This window comes from Sphingomonas crocodyli (genome assembly GCF_004005865.1).
Lineage (GTDB): Bacteria > Pseudomonadota > Alphaproteobacteria > Sphingomonadales > Sphingomonadaceae > Rhizorhabdus > Rhizorhabdus crocodyli.
Genome location: NZ_SACN01000001.1, coordinates 2,073,401 through 2,090,335, shown reverse-complemented (window position 1 = coordinate 2,090,335; position 16,935 = coordinate 2,073,401). Strand labels below are relative to the sequence as shown.

The following is a 16,935-nucleotide window of genomic DNA, read 5'->3' as shown; positions in this document are numbered from 1 at the left end:
CATGTTCCGTCTCGATGGCAAGGTCGCGCTGGTCACCGGCGCGGGGCAGAATATCGGCGCGGGCGTTTCCCGGCTGATGGCGGCGCAGGGCGCCACCGTGCTGGTGAACGATTATTATGCCGAACGCGCGCAGGAAACGGTCGACGCGATCGTCGCGGCGGGCGGCAAGGCGCGCGCCGTGCCGTTCGACGTCACCGATCGGGACGCGGTGAACGCCGCCGTCGCCGAGATCGCGGCGAAGGAAGGTCCGGTCGACATCCTCGTCAACAACGCCGGCAATGCAGGCATCGGCGGCAATATGGGGCAGAAGCCCTTCGCCGAAACCTCGCCCGACGTGTGGTCCGGCATCTTCGCGGTCAACCTCTACGGCATGTTCCATTGCTGTCAGGCGGTGCTGCCGGGGATGATCGAGCGCCGGAGCGGCCGGATCATCACCAACACGTCGGGCGCGGGACAGGCCGGGCTCGATATCGGCGTGTCGGCTTATGGCGCGGCGAAGTCCGGGCAGATCGGTTTCATGCGCCACCTCGCTGTCGAAAATGCGCGCTACAACATTACCTGCAACACGATCGCGATCGGGCTGGTCATCGCCAAGCCCAGCCCTGTGACCGAACCGATGGCGAAGACGATCCCGCTCAAGCGGCTCGGCAAGCCCGAGGATATCGGCGCCCTCGCCGTCTATCTCGCCTCCGACGAGGCGAGCTGGATCACCGGGCAGACGATCGGCGCAAATGGCGGCGCCTGGATCAACTGATTGCGTCGGGCGTCAGGCTGCGACTATCTCGGCGCATGGACCAGACGCCCATCGACCGGTTGAGCGACCGGCAGAAGGAATGCCTTCGCCTCGTCTGGCGACATCAGTCGTCGAAGGACATCGCGCGCCAGCTTGGCATCTCCCCCCACACGGTCGACGATTATCTGCGTAAGGCGATCCGCACGCTGGACGCCGCCGATCGTATCGATGCCGCGTGGCGGCTGCACGAGGCGGAAAACGGCACCCCTCAATCATTGATGCTTCAACCGCGCCCCGTTGCCGAACCCTTATTTTCCGCCGCAATTGCGTCTGCAGACGAAGCGGACGCATGGGGCATGGCGGGGCATGGCAAAGACAGTTCAGGGAACAATTCCACCAGCGAGCAGGCACCCTATGTGCCCCTGCCGCGGCCGGAGACGGGCGAGCGCAACGGCCTGAGCGCGTCGCAGAAGCTGGCGCGGATCGGCGCGATGGGGATGATCTGGACCGGGATCGCGATCGCCGCGACCGGCGGCCTCGCCGCGCTGAAATATCTGATCCGCTAGCATCGCGATTCCATGAATGTCGGCAGCGCACGGCTCATATGGCCGTGCGGAAGGAACGTCATGTCCTGTCCCAAAATCTTCACACATCAACAGCTTGACCCCTCGGGCGCCACCATTATCGGTTGGCCGCGTGGTCCTGTTCCTCGCCTTCATCGCGCTGTTCGTCGGCACGCTGGCCTTTGCCGTATTGTTCGGCGACTGGCCGGAACGCTGGGGCGCGGCGATCTTCGCGGCGGCGTGGCTGCTGACGCAGATCGGCATGGCGGGTTTCGATGCGGACAATACGCAAGCAAACCCCTATGTCGCGATCGTCGATCTGATGCTGCTCGTCGCGCTGGTGGTGCTGGCGTTGCGCTGCGACCGATATTGGCCGATGTGGGCCGCGTCGTTCCAGATCCCATCGCTGATCGTCACCACGCTGACGCTGATCGGCGCCAATTCGGACATGCGCGTTTACATGAACGGCACCGCCGTCTGGGCTTGGTTGCAGATGATCGCGCTCGCGCTCGCCACCTGGCGCTATCGCCGCACCAAAGTGAAGGCGGCCAGCATCGTCCTCTGAGGGACGCGGCATGAGCGCTTATTATGCGCGTGCCCGCGCGCTGATGGACATGCGCCGCCGGCGTGACACGATCCTTGGCCCCGATCTGTTCGGCGAGCCCGCGTGGGACATCCTTCTCGATCTCTACACGTCCGAAGCCGAAGGCAAGCAGGTGAAGCTGTCCGCGCTGGGCCTGATCGCCGGGATCGCCCCGACGACGATGATGCGGTGGACCGCAATCCTGCTCAATCGGGGGCTGATTACGCGATCCTTCGACAATCGCGACCAGCGGATTCGGATCGTGACTCTGTCCGATGCGGGCCGCGAGCGGATCGAACAGGTGCTTGCCCACCTGCCCTGATAATATCGCGTTTCGGCTCCGCATATTCGTCAATTGCGCCGTTGTGCGTTTACTTCCGTGACAGCCTGTCCTATCTGTTATGTAAACCAGTGTTTACATAAGGCGGGGATTCGGCATGGCTGATCAGGATAATCTCGGTTTTTCCCCCGAGGCGCTCAAGGAACGGTATCGCATCGAGCGTGAGAAGCGGCTGCGGCCGGACGGCAACGCACAGTTCCACGATCTGAGCGGCGAGTTCGCGCATTTCGATGCCGATCCCTATGCCGAACCCGGCTTCACCCGCGATCCGATCACACGCGAGACCGAGACGTTGATCGTCGGCGGCGGCTTTGGCGGCATGTTCGCCGGCGCGCGGCTGCATCAGGCGGGGATCGACGATTATCTGATCGTCGAGAAGGCGGGCGACTTCGGCGGCACCTGGTATTGGAACCGCTATCCGGGCGCGGCCTGCGACGTCGAAGCCTATATCTACATGCCGATGCTCGAAGAACTCGGCGTCATGCCGACCGAGCGTTACGCCAAGGGGCCGGAAATCTTCGCCCATTGCCAGCGCATCGGCCACCATTTCGATCTGTACAGTCACGCGCTGTTCCAGACGCGCATCACCAGCGCGATCTGGGACGACAAGAGCAATCGTTGGAGCATCGAAACCGATCGTGGCGACAAGATCGCCGCGCGCTTCCTGATCATCGCGGGCGGCATGCTCCACAAGGCGAAGCTGCCCAACCTGCCCGGCCTCAACAGCTTCGAAGGCCATGCCTTCCACACCGGCCGCTGGGATTATGAATATACCGGCGGCACCCCGCTAACCGCGCTCGACAAGCTGGGCGACAAGCGCGTCGCCGTGATCGGCACCGGCGCCACCTCGATCCAGGTCGTGCCCCCCGTCGGCCGCGCGGCCAAGCATCTCTACGTTTTCCAGCGCACCCCTTCGTCGGTGTCGCGCCGCGACAACCGGCCGACCGATCCGGCCTGGTGGAACTCGCTCAAGCCCGGCTGGCAGGCCGAACGCATCGCCAATTTCGGCGCGATCGTCAGCGGCGTGAAGACCGAGGAAGACATGATCCAGGACGGCTGGACCTGGGCCTATTCGGATGAGGCGCAGGATTATGCCAACGATCCGGTCGGCGCATTCGAACGCCGCCAGATCGCCGATTATGGCAAGATGGAAGCCGTTCGGAACCGCTGCGACGAAATCGTCGAGGACAAGGCGACCGCCGAGGCGCTCAAGCCGTGGTACAATCTCCACTGCAAGCGCCCCTGCTTCCACGACGAATATCTGCAGACCTTCAATCGCCCGAACGTCACGCTGGTCGACACCGGCGGCAAAGGCGTCGAACGGATCACACCCAAGGGCGTCGTCGTCGACGGCAAGGAATATGAGGTCGACTGCATCATCTTCGCCTCGGGCTACGAACTGACGACCGAATATACCGGCCGCATGGGCTTCAACCCGGTCGGCCGCGGCGGCGTGTCGCTCAAGGATGCCTGGTCCGAAGGCGCCGAAACCCTGTTCGGCCTGCACGCCCGCGGCTTCCCGAACATGATGATGTACAGCACGGTGCAGGGCGGCTTCTCGGTCAACGTGCCGCAGGTGCTGATCGAACAGTCGGCGCACACCGCGCACGTCATCAAGCACGCGCTCGAAAATGACGTCGAAGTCGTCGAACCGACCGAGCAGGCGCAGAATGACTGGCTTCAGGTCATCCTGAGCCACGTCATGGCCCGCGCCACGATCATGGCCGAATGCACCCCCGGCGCTTATAACAATGAGGGCGCGGCCGACATCAAGATGGCGAAGAATGCGGCCTTCATGGGCGGCACCCCGGCGTTCATCGAAATCCTGAAGGATTGGCGCGAAAAGGGCGATCTTGCCGGTCTGGAACTGCATAAGGGGAAAGCCGCAGCCGAGGCTTGACATCCTGTCGCAGACGATGCCTCCCTCTCCCCAGATAACTAGGGAGAGGGACTGCATCGATGCAGCGGAAGGATTTCGACAAGATCGCCGAGCGGCTCCGCAACTGGGGCCGGTGGGGCGCCGAGGACCAGCGCGGGACGCTCAACCATATCGGGCCTGAGGCGCTGCAGCGCGCGGCCAATTCAGTCCAGTCGGGCAAGATGTTCGCGCTGGGCCTGAACTTCGACAAGAACGGCCCGCAGCCGCCGGGCATGCGCATGAACCCGCAGCTGTACATGACCGCGATCGCGCAGGTCATGAACCCGAATTTCCCCGAAGTCGTCTTCTCCGACGACGTCGTCCATATGTCGCTGCAGTGCGCGACCCAGTGGGATGCGCTCAGCCACGCCCATTATGACGGCGTGCTCTATAACGGTTGCAAGGCGTGCGACGTGCTGAGCACCGCCGGCGCCAGCAAGAACGGCGTCGAACATCTCGCCAATCCCGGCATCATGGCGCGCGGCGTCCTGCTCGATATCGCGCGGCTCAAGGGGGTCGATCGGCTTGAGGGCGGCACGCTCGTCACCGTCGACGATCTGCGCGCCGCCTGCGACAAGCAGGGCGTGTCGATCCAGGCGGGCGACATCGTGATGGTTCGCACCGGCCATATCGATCACTTCACGATCGATCGGAACATGATGAGCTTCTACATGAACAATCCCGGCGTCACGACCGAGGTCGCCGAATGGCTCTACGATCACAGCGCGGCGGCGATCGCGGCCGACAATCTGGCGGTGGAAACGACGCCGATGGAAAGCTTCGGCGGCTCCGAAATGCCGCTGCCTTTCCACATGCTGTGCCTGCGCGAAATGGGCCTGCCGCTGGGCGAGATGTGGAACCTGTCCCCGCTCGCGGCCGATTGCGCGGCCGACGGGAAATATACCTTCCTGCTCGCGGCCCCGCCGCTCGCGATCACCGGCGCGGTCGGCTCGCCGGTCAATCCTGTGGTGCTGAAATAAGGTTCGGGGCGCTCAGTAACTCAACTGGGCGCCCTGCCCTGCGACGGCCACGATCGGCAGGCCGCGCCACGACCAGCCCGCTTCGGTGCGCACGAAGCGATAACGCTCGCCGCTCCCCACAAGGCCCGAAATAAAATCGTGGCTGACGCGCCAGCCCTGCGGCTTGCGCCCTTCGGCGCGGGCGGTGGCAAGCATTTCGAGAGCGTCTGTGATCATCGGCATCGTCCGTCCTCCGCTTGGGACTTCCTATGCGGCGATCTGACGCCAGCAATCGTTACGGCCAAGTAAACAAGTGCAACGCAATCTATTGCTGCGCGCCGCCACCCTGCATTTGGGCGATTTCAGCGAGCCGTTGCTCGACCTCGGGCCGCCACGGCGCGTCGGGCGTGCTGCGCGCCAGCAGATCGCTCCACACCGTCGCCGCACGATCGAGCTGGCCCGCCTGCGCATAAGCGAGGCCCAGGAAGAAGGGCGGACCCGGATGATCGGGGGCAAGCTTCCCCGCCCGTTCGAAGGCCAGCTGTGCGGCCGGGTTCATCATCCCCTTGCCGTGGATCACCAACGCATTGCCAAGGCCGACCCACAGATCGGGGCTGTTCGGACGGCGCGAAAGCTCGCCCTTGATGATGCCGATCGAATAGAGGTCGAGCCCGCGCTGATGGAAGCTATCGGCGCTCGCGAGCACCTGGGCGTCACCACCCACGCTGCTCATCCCCATCTTCTCGCGTTCCTGCAGGAAGCCGTTGTCGGGCACCTGCGCATTCTCGGCCGGGGGCGTCGGCTTGCCGGGCAGCGCGGGGCTCCCCTGCCACGCATAGCCCGCGACGCCGACGAACAAAGCCGCGCCGACCAGCTCCATCCCGCCCTTGGGCAGTCTGCCCCAGCGAAACAGCGAACCGCCCACCAGCAGGGCAAGCCCCAGAAAGACCAGCCAGCCCGTCACTTGCGCTTCCTCCGCTTGAGCCGTCCGCTCACGATCCAGATGCCGATGCCCAGGAACAGGATCGGCATCACCCACAGCGGCCATGTCAGCGCATCGAGCGGGGGATTATAGCTCACCCAGTCGCCATAACGCTCGATCAGCCACTTGCGGATCTCTTCGGGCTTCTCGCCCTTCTGGATGCGCGTGCGGACCAGCGAGCGCATATCGCCCGCCATCTCGGCATCGCTGTCCGCGATCGACTGCCCCTGGCAGACGAGGCAGCGCAGCGACTCCATCAGATGCTTGGCCGCCGCTTCCTGCTTGGGATCGGGCAGCTGCTCGTTCGCATAAGGTGCGGCGGGCATCAGCGAGTCAGCGAAAGCGGGCGTCGTTACAGAAAGCAGCAGCGCCAAACCCACCACCGCTCGTGTCGAGCGAAGTCGAGACGCGTTGGCTGGACGCATCGCTGGAGAACGTGTCTCGACTTCGCTCGACACGAACGGATGGGAAAAGAGGCTCACTTTGCCGCCCCCAGAGCCGACATGATGCCGGGCACGTCCTGCGGCTGGATATCGCCGATATGCTGGTGGCGGATGATGCCCTTGCCATCGACGACGAAGGTTTCGGGCACGCCCGAAGACCCCAGCGCGATCTGCACGCTCGAATTGGGATCGCCGCCGATCGCACGATAGGGATCGCCGTTGCGGGCGAGGAAACGGGCCAGATCCTCCGGCCGATCGCGGATCGCGATGCCGTAGATCGGGACGCCTGCCTGCGCGAGTTGATCGAGCTGCGGTGCTTCGGCGATGCACGGGATGCACCAGCTGGCGAAGACGTTGACGAGGTGCGGCTGCCCGTTCGCCAGTTCGGCGCTCGACACGCCCGCCTTGCCCGCAACGCCGGGCTGCAGCGCGAATTGCGGCATCGGCTTGCCGATCAGCTGCGATCGGATCGTCTTGCTCTCCGGGCTGATCAACCCGCTCGCGAACACGACGAAGAAGGCGATGAACAGCGCCAGCGGCGCCCAGATCAGCAGGCGCCGCATCAGATGAACTCCGGCGGCGGCGCATGGCGGATCTCACGCCGGATTCGCCCGACCATCGCCAGGAAACCACCGAACGCGACCAGCGCGCCGCCCAGCCAGATGAAGGTCACGAACGGCTTCCACCATGCGCGCAGCTGCCAGCGGCCCTGATCATCGGGCTTGCCGACGACGATATAGAGCTGCCCGTCGAGCACCGTCTTGATCGCGGCCTCGTTGGTCTCGGTCTGCGGCGACGGGAAGCTGCGCGTTTCGGGCTTGAGGATCATCGGCTCGCCGCCCTCGCCGCGCCGCGCGGTGATCGTCGCTTCGATCGCGGTATAGTTCGGGCCGGCGATCGGCTGCACATCGTCGAGGCGGACGATATAGGGGCCCACCTTGTGGGTCGCGCCGACCTGCGTCGCGACAAGCGTTTCACGGGTGAACGCGCTCTCCGCCGCCATGCCCGCCATGCTCACCGCAATGCCCAGGTGCGAGATCACCATGCCCCAGATGAACAAAGGCGTGCGACGCAGATTGCGCTTCCACAAAGGCGCGAGGCTCGCGAGGCCGACGCCCGCCGCCGCGACCAGACCGAGCAACGGCAATATGCGAATGCCCGGCGCGAGCAGGATCACCGCGAGCAGCGCGAGGGCCGCCACCAGCACCGGCAGCGCGATCCGACGGGCCACCGCCTTCAGATCGTCACGACGCCAGCGCATCACCGGCCCCGCCGCCATCACCGCGACGAGGATCAGGGCAAGCGGTCCCGCCGCGCTGTTGAAATAAGGCGGGCCGACCGACAATTTCTCGCCCGTCACCGATTCAGCGATCAGCGGATAGAGCGTGCCGACCAGCACGATGCCGAGGATCGCCGAGAGCAGCAGATTGTTGATGACGAGCGAGCCTTCGCGGCTCACCGCATCGAAGCGCGAACCCTCGCGCACCGTGCCCACGCGCAGGCCGAACAAAGCCAGCGCGCCGCCGATATAGATGGCGAGCAGCGCGAGGATGAACGTGCCGCGCTTGGGATCGACCGCGAAGGCGTGAACGCTCGTCAGGATGCCCGATCGGACCAGGAAGGTGCCGACCATCGACATCGAGAAGGCGACCACCGCCAGCATCACCGTCCACGCGCGCAGGCCCTCGCGCGTCGCCAGCACCGTCACCGAATGGAGCAAGGCGGTCGCGGCGAGCCACGGCATCAGCGAGGCATTTTCGACCGGGTCCCAGAACCACCAGCCACCCCAGCCCAGTTCGTAATAGGCCCAGTAGCTGCCCGCGGTGATGCCCAGCGTCAGCAGTATCCACGCGCCCAGAACCCACGGCCGCATCGCGCGCGCAAAGGCCGCGCCCACATCGCGCGTCACCAGCGCGCCGACCGCGAAGGAGAAGGCGACCGACAGCCCGACATAGCCGAGGTAGAGCGTCGGCGGATGGAAGGCGAGGCCCGGATCCTGCAGCAGCGGGTTGAGCCCCTGCCCCTCGACCGGCGCGGGATTGAGCCGCGCGAACGGATTCGATGCAAACAGCAGGAAGGCGTAGAAACCAAGGCCGATCGCAGCCTGCGCGGCCAGCGTCGCGATCAATGTGCGCTCGTTCAGCCGCCGCTCGAGGATCGCCACCGCGCCGCCCGCGACGCCCAGGATCGTCACCCACATCAGCATCGAGCCTTCGTGGTTTCCCCAGGTTCCGGCGAATTTGTAGAGAAGCGGCTTGGTCGAGGCATCGTTGGCGGCGACCAAAGCCACCGACAGATCGACCGTCACGAACAGCCAGATTAGCGCCACGAAGGCGATCAGCGTCAGCACGCCCTGCACCACCGCGACCGGCCGCACGGCGGCCAGCAGGTCGGTGCGTCCGCTGCGTACGCCCATGATCCCCAGCACTAGCTGCAGCGCGGCGAGCGCCGCGGCGAGCCACAATGCGGCAAGCCCCCCTTCCGCGATCACTTTTTCAGGCTCTCCGTCTTGTGCATCTCGCCGGCCACCTGCGGCGGCATATAGCGTTCGTCATGCTTGGCCAGGATATTGTCCGCGACGAAGCTGCCGTCGGGCTGAAACTTGCCCTCCGCGACAACGCCCGAATTCTCCTTGAAGAGATCGGGGACGATGCCTTTGAACGTCACCGGGATCGTTTCGACATTGTCGGTCACGATGAAGCGGATCGTCACGCCATCGGCCTCGCGCTTGATCGATCCGCCCTGCACCATCCCGCCCAGGCGGACGGCGCGGCCGGTTTCGACATGGTCGCGCTTCGCATCGGTCGGCGTGTAGAAATAGGCGGCCTGATCCTTGAGCGCCGACATGGCGAGCAAGGCCGCGCCGATGATCGCGACGATCGCAAGACCGGCGAGGATCAGACGTTGGTTCTTAGCCTTCACGGACGATCTCGTTTGGTCAGCGCATCGGCCTTCTTCTCGGCGCGGCGCATCGCGGCATAGCTGATCGCGATGATCGCGATCGTGCCGACGATCGTGATCGCATAAGCGGCGGTGATGAAGGGCCAGTGGTTCATTCGGCGCTCATCCGGCGCAGCCGCGCCTCGACCTTCGCCTCGGCCAGCAAAGCGCGCATCCGCATCAGCACGACGGCGCCGAACAACAGCGAGAAGCCCAGCGTCGCGATCGGCAGCGGCCACAGGATCGATCCGTCGATCGTCGAACCTTTCATCGTGATGCTCTGCCCCTGATGCAGCGTGCGCCACCATAAAACCGAATAATGGATCACCGGAATGTTGACCGCACCGATCACACCGAAGATCGCCGAGATGCGATCGTTCGCGCCCCGCTCCGACCCCGCCGACGACAAAGCGACATAGCCCAGATAGAGGAAGAACAGGACCAGCATCGACGTCAGCCGCCCGTCCCATTCCCACCATGTGCCCCAGGTCGGTCGGCCCCAGATCGATCCGCTGATCAGGCAGATCGCGGCGAACAGCGCCCCCGGCACCGCGATCGCGCGCGCCGCGACGCTGGCCAGCGGATGGCGCCAGATCAACTGCATCAGGCTCGCCACCCCAATCCCCGTCCACCCCGCCATGCCCAGCCAGGCGGCGGGAACGTGGACGTACATGATCCGCACGCTTTCGCCCTGCAGATAATCGGGCGGCGTGACGAACAGCCCCGAAACAAGCGCCACCACGACCAGCAGCCCCCCGCCCCACCCGAGCCAGGGTGTCAGCGGACGCGCGATCGAAAGGAAGCGGGCAGGATTAGCGAAGATGTGCACCGAGCGGGGCATAGATCAGCTTGTGTTCGGAGAAAAGCCGCGACTGCTTGCGATCGTTCAACAATACGCCCAAGGGATGCCTCACCTAATTCCATCGCCCACGGCCCCATCATCCCATGATCGACGATCATAATCACAATCTGCGCGGAATCATGTTCCGTTGCGTTTCGGTGATCTGCTTCGCGATCATGGCCGCCGCGATGAAATGGGCGAGCGAGGCGCATGTCACCGCGATCGAAATGCTGTTCGTCCGATCGACCATCGGCCTGCCGATCGTCGTCGGCTGGCTGCTCATCGGGCCGGGCATCGGCATCATTCGCACGAAGCGGCCGAAGGCGCACCTGATCCGATCGATGATCGGCATGTCGGGCATCCTGATGACGTTTCAGGGCCTGATCCTGCTGCCGTTGGCCGAAGTGACGACGATCGGCTTTTCGGCGCCGATCTTCGCGACGATCCTGTCGGCGCTGATCCTGAAGGAAAAGGTGGGCGGACATCGCTGGACCGCGGTGCTGTTCGGCTTCCTGGGCGTTGCGATCGTCGTGCGTCCCGGCGGTGGCGGCGAAGCCTTGTCGCAATTCGGCGTCATCGCCGCGCTGCTGGGCGCCGTCGGGACGGCGGGCGTCACCATCACGATCCGACAGTTGGGCGGCACCGAACAGCCGGGCACGATCGTCTTCTGGTTCTTCGTATCGTGCGCGGTGGTGAGCGGAGCGGCGATGCCGTTCTACGGCCATCTGCGAGCACCCGAGACTTATGCGGTGATGTGCATCGCCGGCTTTGCGGGCGCCGCCGCGCAGATCCTGATGACGATGTCGCTAAAGGCCGCCCCGGTCTCGGTGGTCGCGCCGTTCGATTATGGGCAGATCATCTGGGCGAGCCTGCTCGGCTGGCTGTTCTGGTCGACCACGCCGACGCTGAACACCTTGGCCGGCGCGGGCCTGATCGTCTTCGCCGGGCTCTACACCGCCTGGCGCGAAAGCCGGAAGCGGCGGGTGACGGTCGCCGCCACCCCGCCGCTCGAATAGGTCACGCTGTCAGAAGCCGATCCGGCGCCGGCAAGCGCACCGCCAGATCGCCGGGCAACAGCCCCACCACGAAGCGCCGCGCCACCTGCCAGAAGGCCGAGAGCAGCAGCAGCGCCGATCCGATGATCAAAGCGGTGAAGCCGAACGCCATGTCGACGGCGCCTGCCTGCTGAAACAGGCTCGACAGCGCGAACAGAACATAGGCCAGCGCCGAGACCATCAGCGCGCGCCGGTCGATCGCCAGCGCGACGAAGCCCAGCACGATGTAGAGCGCGACGACCACGCCCCCCTGCCCCGGCGACGTCGTACCGCCGTGAAGCAGACCCAGCATCGCGAAGACCGGGTGGACGATCATCGGCGCGGCCAGCAGGTGCAGCCAGAAGGCGACATCGGCGCGGCGTGTCTGCCGGCGCGTGTCGCTCATGTCCCACCACATGGCGAGTGCGAACACGCCCAGACCGCAGGCGAAGATGATCGCCGTCACATGATCGGCAAGTTGTGGTGCGGCGGCGAGCAGCAGGCCGGTGACGACCGCACTCAGCGTCGCAACTCCGACGGCCACGGTGATCGGCACGCGGAACCGGCGCCAATGCAACCAGACACCGCCGGCGGTCAGCGCGCCCGACAATGCGAGCATGATGGCCGACATGCGATCCTGCGCCAGTTCGGTCTCGCTGGGGATCAGCAGCGTGCCGAAACCGAGCAGCAGACCGCCCGCAAAGGCCACGAGCAGGATGATGCTGGGCAGCGCCATACGGCGGCTGCGCGTGAAATATTCGGCCAGCCCCCACGCGGTGCCCGCGATCAGGAACCCCATCGCCGGCGTCGGGCCATGTTCGGTCGTCGCACCGATCCGAATGCCGTGGCCGATCCACCCCATCGCCACCAGCAGCAGCGAAGCCGCGATCGAGACGAAGATGTCGTTGAAGCCGGTGAGAAGGCGGAAGCTCTCCTCATCTGCGGCCGGCGTCGCGCGCTCGCGCGCCACCCACCCACGGAAATCGGCCGCCGCCTGCGCACTCAACGCGCCGGCTTCGACCGCTCCGTCAATATCGCTCTCGCTATACATTCGGCATTTCTCCGATTGCCCAATGCGCGGCTTATAGCATTGCCGTATTATATCAGCAATACAGTTACACAGCCTTGCCGCGCGCGGCCGCGATTGCCATCCTCCCCGCAAAAGAAGCAGGAGACAATGGATGCGGATCGAGCCTTTCACGATCGCGATTCCGGACGATCGGCTGCAATGGGTGCTCGGCCGCCTCGCCGATGCGCGCTGGCCCGAACTGCCCGACGAGGAACCGTGGCGGCACGGCGTCCATGATGCCGACCTGCGCGACTTCGTCGATCATATCCTGAACCATTATGACTGGCGCGCCGAGGAAGCGAAGCTCAACGCCTTCCCGCAGTTCATGGCCGAAATCGATGGCCAGAACATCCACTTCATCCACGCCAAGTCGGGCCGGCCCGACGCGCCCACCGTCCTGCTCAGCCACGGCTGGCCCAGCACCCATGCCGATTTTATCGGCGTGATCGACCGGCTCACCCAACCCGAACGATTTGGCGGCCGCACAGAGGATGCACTCCACCTCGTCATCCCCTCGCTACCCGGCTACGGCTTCTCCACGATGCCACGCCGGATCATCGGCCCGCCCACCTTCGCGCGCCAGTTCGATCGGCTGATGACCGAGGGGCTGGGCCTCGACTCCTATATCCCGCAGGGCGGCGATGTCGGTTCAGTCATCTCAAGCTGGATCGCGTGGCGTTCCCCCGCGGTCCGCGCGCTCCACCTCAACTATAATGGCTGGTTCCAGCCCGGTCAGAAGCCCGAAACGCCCGAGGAGGCCGAAGCGGTCGCGCGCTGGCACAATCTGCGCGACGATGACGGCGGCTATTCGCACCTCGCCGCGACGCGCCCGCTCAACCTCGCTTACGCCTTTACCGACAGCCCGCTGGGCGCCGCCGCGTGGATCTTCGCGCGCTACAAGCGCGGAATCGACGATCTGTGGGCGGTCTATGACAAGGATGCGCTGGCGACGACGGTGATGATCTTCCTGCTGACCGGCAGCCTGCCATCATCGATGAACAGCTATCGCGGCCTGCGCATCGACGAACAGCGCCCCGCCGACAGCATCATCGACGTGCCGACCGCCTTCCTGCGCTTCCCCGGCGAGATCGCCAGCTTCCCCCGCAGCTTCCTCGAAAAGACCTACACCAACATCGTCCGCTGGACCGACGTGCCGGCCGGCGGCCACTTCGCGGCCTTCGAGCAGCCCGAGCTGTTCTGCACCGACCTGCTCGCCTTCTGCCGCGACGTTACCGATGGGAAATTCGACTAAACCGCACCGCGCACATTGGTCCGCCCACGGACAATCATGTTGCGCGCGCGAGCGACGATGAACAGGTCGCGACGGTCCTTGCCACCCCACGCAATGTTCGTGGGCATGTCGAAGATCGATCCTTCCCCGTCATGCATCACGTCGATCAGTTCCCCTGCCGGCGTGATCGCGACCAGGCGGTTGGCGAAGGGCAGAGTGACCCAGAGATTGCCGTCCGCATCGAAGGCTATGCCGTCGCAATAGCCGAGGCGCCGACGATCCTGCGGCGGGAGCGCCCGGATCGCGTCGATCGTCTGATCGGGAACCGCCTCACCAAGCTGCGGCCCGAAATTCTCACGCGGCCCCAGCCTGCCGTCCGGCAATCGCCGGTAACGGATGATCCGCGCCTCCGGCGTCACCGCGACATAAAGGTAAAGCTGCGCGGGATCGATGCAGGTGCCGTTGGCGCCGCGAATGCCGGTCGCCACAATCCGCGCCTTGCCACCGGGCGAGACCATATAGACGAAGCCATCGGCGATCGTCTTGCCGATCGCCTTCGCATTGCCCCACGACGAATGGCTGCAATAGATCGTCCCGTCCGCCGCCACGCACGGGCTGTTCGAAGCCAACAGCGCGCGTCCGTCAAAGCTTTCGGCGAGCTTCTCATCCGCTCCGTTCGAGAGGGCGACACGCTGCAGGACACCGGGCTTACCGGACAGCAGCCCCATATTGGCGACGATCGCATTGCCTTTGCCATCCAACGCGACACCGCACGGCGCGATCGCATCGCCCCGACGCGACAGCGTGCCATCGGGTTCGCGGATCGTCACGGCCGCATGATGATCGGTGAAGATCACCCGGCCGGCACGATCGACCGCAATCCCTTCGGGGCGATCGAGATTATCGATGAAGGTCGAAAGCCCGTCGATACGGAGCACCGGAGGCTTCGGTTTTGCAGCGAAGGAGGGCGCCGAGGCTATGAAGCTACCCGCGACACTCGCAACGAAGGTCCGTCGATCCACGCCCTCTCTCCTGCATCCATCAATTTATCATTGAGGTGCAGTTTTAAGAGGGCGTGATATCGCAGGCAAGTCGCTAGGCCGCGCCTTCCGAATCCAGCGCGTAGCCGGCAGAACGGACGGTGCGGATGATGTCCGCCGCATCCCCGATGTTGATCGCCTTGCGCAGACGGCGAATGTGGACGTCCACGGTGCGCGGCTCGATGTCGCTGTCACGGCCCCAGACCGAGTCCAACAGCCGTTCGCGCGAAAAGACGCGGCCCGGATGCTCCAGGAAATGCTTGAGCAGCCGGAACTCGGTCGGCCCCAGTGCGACGGGCGAACCCGCACGGCGAACCTTATGCGCGGCCGTGTCCATCTCGATGTCGGCATAGGCGAGCTGTTCGCCCGCCAGCGCCGGCCGCACGCGGCGCAGCACCGCGCCGACGCGCGCCACCAACTCGCGGGGAGAGAAAGGCTTGGTCACATAATCGTCGGCGCCGGTTTCCAGACCGCGCACGCGATCCTCTTCCTCGCCGCGCGCCGTCAGCATGATGATCGGCACGTTCGCGGTGTCGGCGACGCGACGCAGACGGCGGCACACCTCGATCCCCGAAAGCCCCTCGACCATCCAGTCGAGCAGGACGAGATCCGGCGGGCTTTCGCGGGCGAGAAGCAGCGCCTCTTCGCCATCCACCGTATGCTCGACCTCGAAATTCTCACGCTCGAGATGCCAGCGGACGAGTTCGGCGAGCGCCGCATCGTCCTCGACCAGCAGAACATGCCCCCTGCTCATTGCGCGTCTCCCGCCAACGGATCTTCGCCTTTGGTCCGCTCCGCCATCGTCTTCCCGGTCGCCGCGAAATAGACCATCTCGGCGACGTTGGTGGCGTGATCGCCGATCCGCTCGAGATTCTTCGCGATGAACATCAGATGGGTCGACGCGGTGATATTGTGCGAATTCTCCATCATGTAGGTCAGGAGCGTTCGGAACAGGCTGTTGTAGAAATCGTCGACCTCACGATCGCGCTCGATCACCGCAATCGCGGCCTCGGCGTCGCGCGTGACGAAGGCGTCCAGCACGTCGCGCACCATCCCGGCGACGACGCGGCCCATCGACGGCAGCACCGACATCGGCTCCATCCCGCGCGCGTCCTGCAGGACGGGTACGCGCTTGGCGATATTCTTGGCATAATCGCCCATACGCTCGACGACGGCGGCGATCTTGAGCGCGGCGAGAACATCGCGCAGATCGTCGGCCATCGGCGCGCGCAGCGCGATCAGGCGGACGACGCGGCGTTCGATCTCGGCCTCCAGTTCGTCGATCTTGCGGTCGCCCTCGACGACGCGGGCCGCGCCATCGAGATCGCGATGCTGGAGCGCGGCCAGCGCATCGGTGATCGCGGCTTCGGCGCGCCCGCCCATTTCGGAGACGAGGCCACGCAGCTCGCTCAGATCCTCGTCGAACGCCTTGACGGTATGTCCCGTAGTCGTCGCCATTCCGTCTCTCTCCTCAGCCGTAACGGCCGGTAATGTAATCCTTGGTGCGCTGTTCGCGCGGATTGGTGAACATCTCGGACGTGTCGCCATATTCGACGAGATGGCCGAGGTGGAAAAAGGCGGTGCGCTGCGAAACGCGCGCGGCCTGCTGCATGTTGTGGGTCACGATCGCGATGGCATAACGGCCGCGCAGTTCGTGGATCAGTTCCTCGATCTTGGCGGTCGCGATCGGATCGAGCGCCGAACAGGGCTCGTCCATCAGGATCACTTCGGGATCGACCGCGATGGCGCGGGCGATGCACAGACGCTGCTGCTGACCACCCGAAAGCGCGGTGCCGCTGTCGTTCAGGCGATCCTTGACCTCATCCCACAGGCCGGCGCGCTTGAGCGACTGTTCGACGATCTGCTCCATCTCCCCGCGCGAAGCGGCGAGGCCGTGGATGCGCGGGCCGTAGGCGACATTCTCGAAGATCGACTTCGGGAACGGGTTCGGCTTCTGGAACACCATGCCGACGCGCGCACGCAGTTGCACGACGTCCATCGACGCGTCGTAGATGTCCTCGCCGTCCAGGCGGATATCGCCTTCGACGCGGGCGCCCGACACGGTGTCGTTCATACGGTTGAGCGTGCGCAGGAAGGTCGATTTGCCGCAGCCCGACGGGCCGATGAAGGCGGTAACCTCATCGGTCGGGATCTCGATCGAGACGCCTTTGATCGCCTGCTTGGGGCCGTAATAGACGTTCACGTCGCGCGCGACCATTTTGATGTCGCGCGGGGTACCTGCCGGGCTTTCGGTCGCGG

21 protein-coding genes are annotated in these 16,935 nt (G+C 65.1%); 8 read left to right on the top strand and 13 right to left on the bottom strand.

From position 1 onward, the window contains the following. The first annotated feature begins 1 nt into the window (after nt 1). The 6 genes from EOD43_RS10085 (at nt 2) to EOD43_RS10060 (ending at nt 5,117) form a co-directional block, all read left to right on the top strand. On the top strand, nt 2–754 hold the full coding sequence (locus EOD43_RS10085; protein WP_127743409.1) for an SDR family NAD(P)-dependent oxidoreductase: 753 nt from the start codon (nt 2–4) through the stop codon (nt 752–754). Between the two features lie 35 nt (nt 755–789). Beyond that, nucleotides 790–1,299 (top strand): response regulator transcription factor, encoded by a 510-nt coding sequence (locus EOD43_RS10080; protein WP_127743407.1) that lies wholly within the window; start codon nt 790–792, stop codon nt 1,297–1,299. Between the two features lie 130 nt (nt 1,300–1,429). Beyond that, a complete protein-coding gene (locus tag EOD43_RS10075; RefSeq protein ID WP_127743405.1) occupies nt 1,430–1,861 on the top strand; it encodes a hypothetical protein in 432 nt (143 codons plus the stop codon). A gap of 10 nt (nt 1,862–1,871) precedes the next feature. After that, nucleotides 1,872–2,201 carry a helix-turn-helix domain-containing protein gene (locus EOD43_RS10070; protein ID WP_127743403.1) on the top strand — a complete coding sequence of 110 codons (330 nt, stop codon included), beginning with the start codon at nt 1,872–1,874 and terminating at the stop codon, nt 2,199–2,201. Nucleotides 2,202–2,316: 115 nt separating this feature from the next. Continuing rightward, on the top strand, nt 2,317–4,119 hold the full coding sequence (locus EOD43_RS10065) for a flavin-containing monooxygenase (protein WP_127743401.1): 1,803 nt from the start codon (nt 2,317–2,319) through the stop codon (nt 4,117–4,119). 59 nt (nt 4,120–4,178) lie between these two features. Then, nucleotides 4,179–5,117: a cyclase family protein gene (locus EOD43_RS10060; RefSeq protein WP_127743399.1), complete on the top strand. Its 939-nt coding sequence runs from the start codon at nt 4,179–4,181 to the stop codon at nt 5,115–5,117. Between the two features lie 12 nt (nt 5,118–5,129). Here EOD43_RS10060 and EOD43_RS10055 read toward each other — a convergent pair whose 3' ends face one another. The 8 genes from EOD43_RS10055 to ccmC all read right to left on the bottom strand — a co-directional run bounded on the left by EOD43_RS10055 (nt 5,130) and on the right by ccmC (nt 10,290). After that, a complete protein-coding gene (locus EOD43_RS10055) occupies nt 5,130–5,333 on the bottom strand; it encodes a hypothetical protein (RefSeq protein WP_164857178.1) in 204 nt (67 codons plus the stop codon). An 88-nt stretch (nt 5,334–5,421) separates the two neighbouring features. Continuing rightward, nucleotides 5,422–6,060: a tetratricopeptide repeat protein gene (locus tag EOD43_RS10050; protein WP_127743395.1), complete on the bottom strand. Its 639-nt coding sequence runs from the start codon at nt 6,058–6,060 to the stop codon at nt 5,422–5,424. Next, on the bottom strand, nt 6,057–6,503 hold the full coding sequence (locus tag EOD43_RS10045) for a cytochrome c-type biogenesis protein (protein ID WP_127743393.1): 447 nt from the start codon (nt 6,501–6,503) through the stop codon (nt 6,057–6,059). The genes EOD43_RS10050 and EOD43_RS10045 overlap by 4 nt, the downstream gene beginning before the upstream one ends. Before the next feature lie 53 nt (nt 6,504–6,556). Next, nucleotides 6,557–7,084 (bottom strand): DsbE family thiol:disulfide interchange protein, encoded by a 528-nt coding sequence (locus EOD43_RS10040; RefSeq protein WP_127743391.1) that lies wholly within the window; start codon nt 7,082–7,084, stop codon nt 6,557–6,559. After that, nucleotides 7,084–9,012: a heme lyase CcmF/NrfE family subunit gene (locus EOD43_RS10035; protein WP_127743389.1), complete on the bottom strand. Its 1,929-nt coding sequence runs from the start codon at nt 9,010–9,012 to the stop codon at nt 7,084–7,086. Before EOD43_RS10035 ends, EOD43_RS10040 begins: the two co-directional genes overlap by 1 nt. Continuing rightward, a complete protein-coding gene (gene ccmE, locus EOD43_RS10030; protein ID WP_127743387.1) occupies nt 9,009–9,443 on the bottom strand; it encodes a cytochrome c maturation protein CcmE in 435 nt (144 codons plus the stop codon). Before ccmE ends, EOD43_RS10035 begins: the two co-directional genes overlap by 4 nt. Then, nucleotides 9,440–9,577, bottom strand: coding sequence for a heme exporter protein CcmD (gene ccmD, locus EOD43_RS10025; RefSeq protein ID WP_127743385.1), 138 nt, complete (start codon nt 9,575–9,577; stop codon nt 9,440–9,442). Before ccmD ends, ccmE begins: the two co-directional genes overlap by 4 nt. Then, nucleotides 9,574–10,290, bottom strand: coding sequence for a heme ABC transporter permease CcmC (gene ccmC / locus EOD43_RS10020; protein WP_127743384.1), 717 nt, complete (start codon nt 10,288–10,290; stop codon nt 9,574–9,576). The genes ccmD and ccmC overlap by 4 nt, the downstream gene beginning before the upstream one ends. 116 nt (nt 10,291–10,406) lie before the next feature. Between ccmC and EOD43_RS10015 the strand changes: the two genes are divergently transcribed. Beyond that, a complete protein-coding gene (locus tag EOD43_RS10015) occupies nt 10,407–11,318 on the top strand; it encodes a DMT family transporter (protein WP_127743382.1) in 912 nt (303 codons plus the stop codon). Nucleotide 11,319: 1 nt separating this feature from the next. On the opposite strand, the gene EOD43_RS10010 is transcribed toward EOD43_RS10015, so the two are convergent. Next, entirely contained in the window at nt 11,320–12,387 is a 1,068-nt protein-coding gene (locus EOD43_RS10010; RefSeq protein ID WP_127743380.1) for a hypothetical protein, read from the bottom strand. 130 nt (nt 12,388–12,517) lie between these two features. Between EOD43_RS10010 and EOD43_RS10005 the strand changes: the two genes are divergently transcribed. Further along, on the top strand, nt 12,518–13,657 hold the full coding sequence (locus tag EOD43_RS10005) for an epoxide hydrolase family protein (RefSeq protein ID WP_127743378.1): 1,140 nt from the start codon (nt 12,518–12,520) through the stop codon (nt 13,655–13,657). Here the strand turns inward: EOD43_RS10005 and EOD43_RS10000 are convergent. From EOD43_RS10000 to pstB, 4 genes are all read right to left on the bottom strand, one after another. Next, the gene (locus tag EOD43_RS10000) at nt 13,654–14,574 is read right to left on the bottom strand and encodes an SMP-30/gluconolactonase/LRE family protein (RefSeq protein ID WP_164857177.1); all 921 of its coding nucleotides are present in this window, start codon (nt 14,572–14,574) and stop codon (nt 13,654–13,656) included. The genes EOD43_RS10005 and EOD43_RS10000 overlap by 4 nt on opposite strands. Nucleotides 14,575–14,731: 157 nt before the next feature. Next, nucleotides 14,732–15,430 carry a phosphate regulon transcriptional regulator PhoB gene (gene phoB / locus EOD43_RS09995; protein ID WP_127743374.1) on the bottom strand — a complete coding sequence of 233 codons (699 nt, stop codon included), beginning with the start codon at nt 15,428–15,430 and terminating at the stop codon, nt 14,732–14,734. Beyond that, complete coding sequence (gene phoU / locus EOD43_RS09990) at nt 15,427–16,134, bottom strand: phosphate signaling complex protein PhoU (protein WP_127743372.1); 708 nt, start codon at nt 16,132–16,134, stop codon at nt 15,427–15,429. Before phoU ends, phoB begins: the two co-directional genes overlap by 4 nt. Nucleotides 16,135–16,147: 13 nt before the next feature. Further along, nucleotides 16,148–16,894 carry a phosphate ABC transporter ATP-binding protein PstB gene (gene pstB, locus EOD43_RS09985; protein ID WP_240653240.1) on the bottom strand — a complete coding sequence of 249 codons (747 nt, stop codon included), beginning with the start codon at nt 16,892–16,894 and terminating at the stop codon, nt 16,148–16,150. Nucleotides 16,895–16,935 lie beyond the last annotated feature (41 nt).

Excerpts from the sequence above, each read along its gene's own strand:
- EOD43_RS10085 (WP_127743409.1), top strand. The coding sequence starts at position 2 with ATGTTCCGTCTCGATGGCAAGGTCGCGCTGGTCACCGGCGCGGGGCAG.
- EOD43_RS10080 (WP_127743407.1), top strand. The coding sequence starts at position 790 with ATGGACCAGACGCCCATCGACCGGTTGAGCGACCGGCAGAAGGAATGC.
- EOD43_RS10070 (WP_127743403.1), top strand. The coding sequence starts at position 1,872 with ATGAGCGCTTATTATGCGCGTGCCCGCGCGCTGATGGACATGCGCCGC.
- EOD43_RS10065 (WP_127743401.1), top strand. The coding sequence starts at position 2,317 with ATGGCTGATCAGGATAATCTCGGTTTTTCCCCCGAGGCGCTCAAGGAA.
- EOD43_RS10060 (WP_127743399.1), top strand. The coding sequence starts at position 4,179 with ATGCAGCGGAAGGATTTCGACAAGATCGCCGAGCGGCTCCGCAACTGG.
- EOD43_RS10055 (WP_164857178.1), bottom strand. The coding sequence starts at position 5,333 with ATGATCACAGACGCTCTCGAAATGCTTGCCACCGCCCGCGCCGAAGGG.
- EOD43_RS10045 (WP_127743393.1), bottom strand. The coding sequence starts at position 6,503 with ATGCGTCCAGCCAACGCGTCTCGACTTCGCTCGACACGAGCGGTGGTG.
- EOD43_RS10040 (WP_127743391.1), bottom strand. The coding sequence starts at position 7,084 with ATGCGGCGCCTGCTGATCTGGGCGCCGCTGGCGCTGTTCATCGCCTTC.
- ccmD (WP_127743385.1), bottom strand. The coding sequence starts at position 9,577 with ATGAACCACTGGCCCTTCATCACCGCCGCTTATGCGATCACGATCGTC.
- EOD43_RS10015 (WP_127743382.1), top strand. The coding sequence starts at position 10,407 with ATGATCGACGATCATAATCACAATCTGCGCGGAATCATGTTCCGTTGC.
- EOD43_RS10010 (WP_127743380.1), bottom strand. The coding sequence starts at position 12,387 with ATGTATAGCGAGAGCGATATTGACGGAGCGGTCGAAGCCGGCGCGTTG.
- EOD43_RS10005 (WP_127743378.1), top strand. The coding sequence starts at position 12,518 with ATGCGGATCGAGCCTTTCACGATCGCGATTCCGGACGATCGGCTGCAA.
- phoB (WP_127743374.1), bottom strand. The coding sequence starts at position 15,430 with ATGAGCAGGGGGCATGTTCTGCTGGTCGAGGACGATGCGGCGCTCGCC.
- phoU (WP_127743372.1), bottom strand. The coding sequence starts at position 16,134 with ATGGCGACGACTACGGGACATACCGTCAAGGCGTTCGACGAGGATCTG.
- pstB (WP_240653240.1), bottom strand. The coding sequence starts at position 16,894 with ATGGTCGCGCGCGACGTGAACGTCTATTACGGCCCCAAGCAGGCGATC.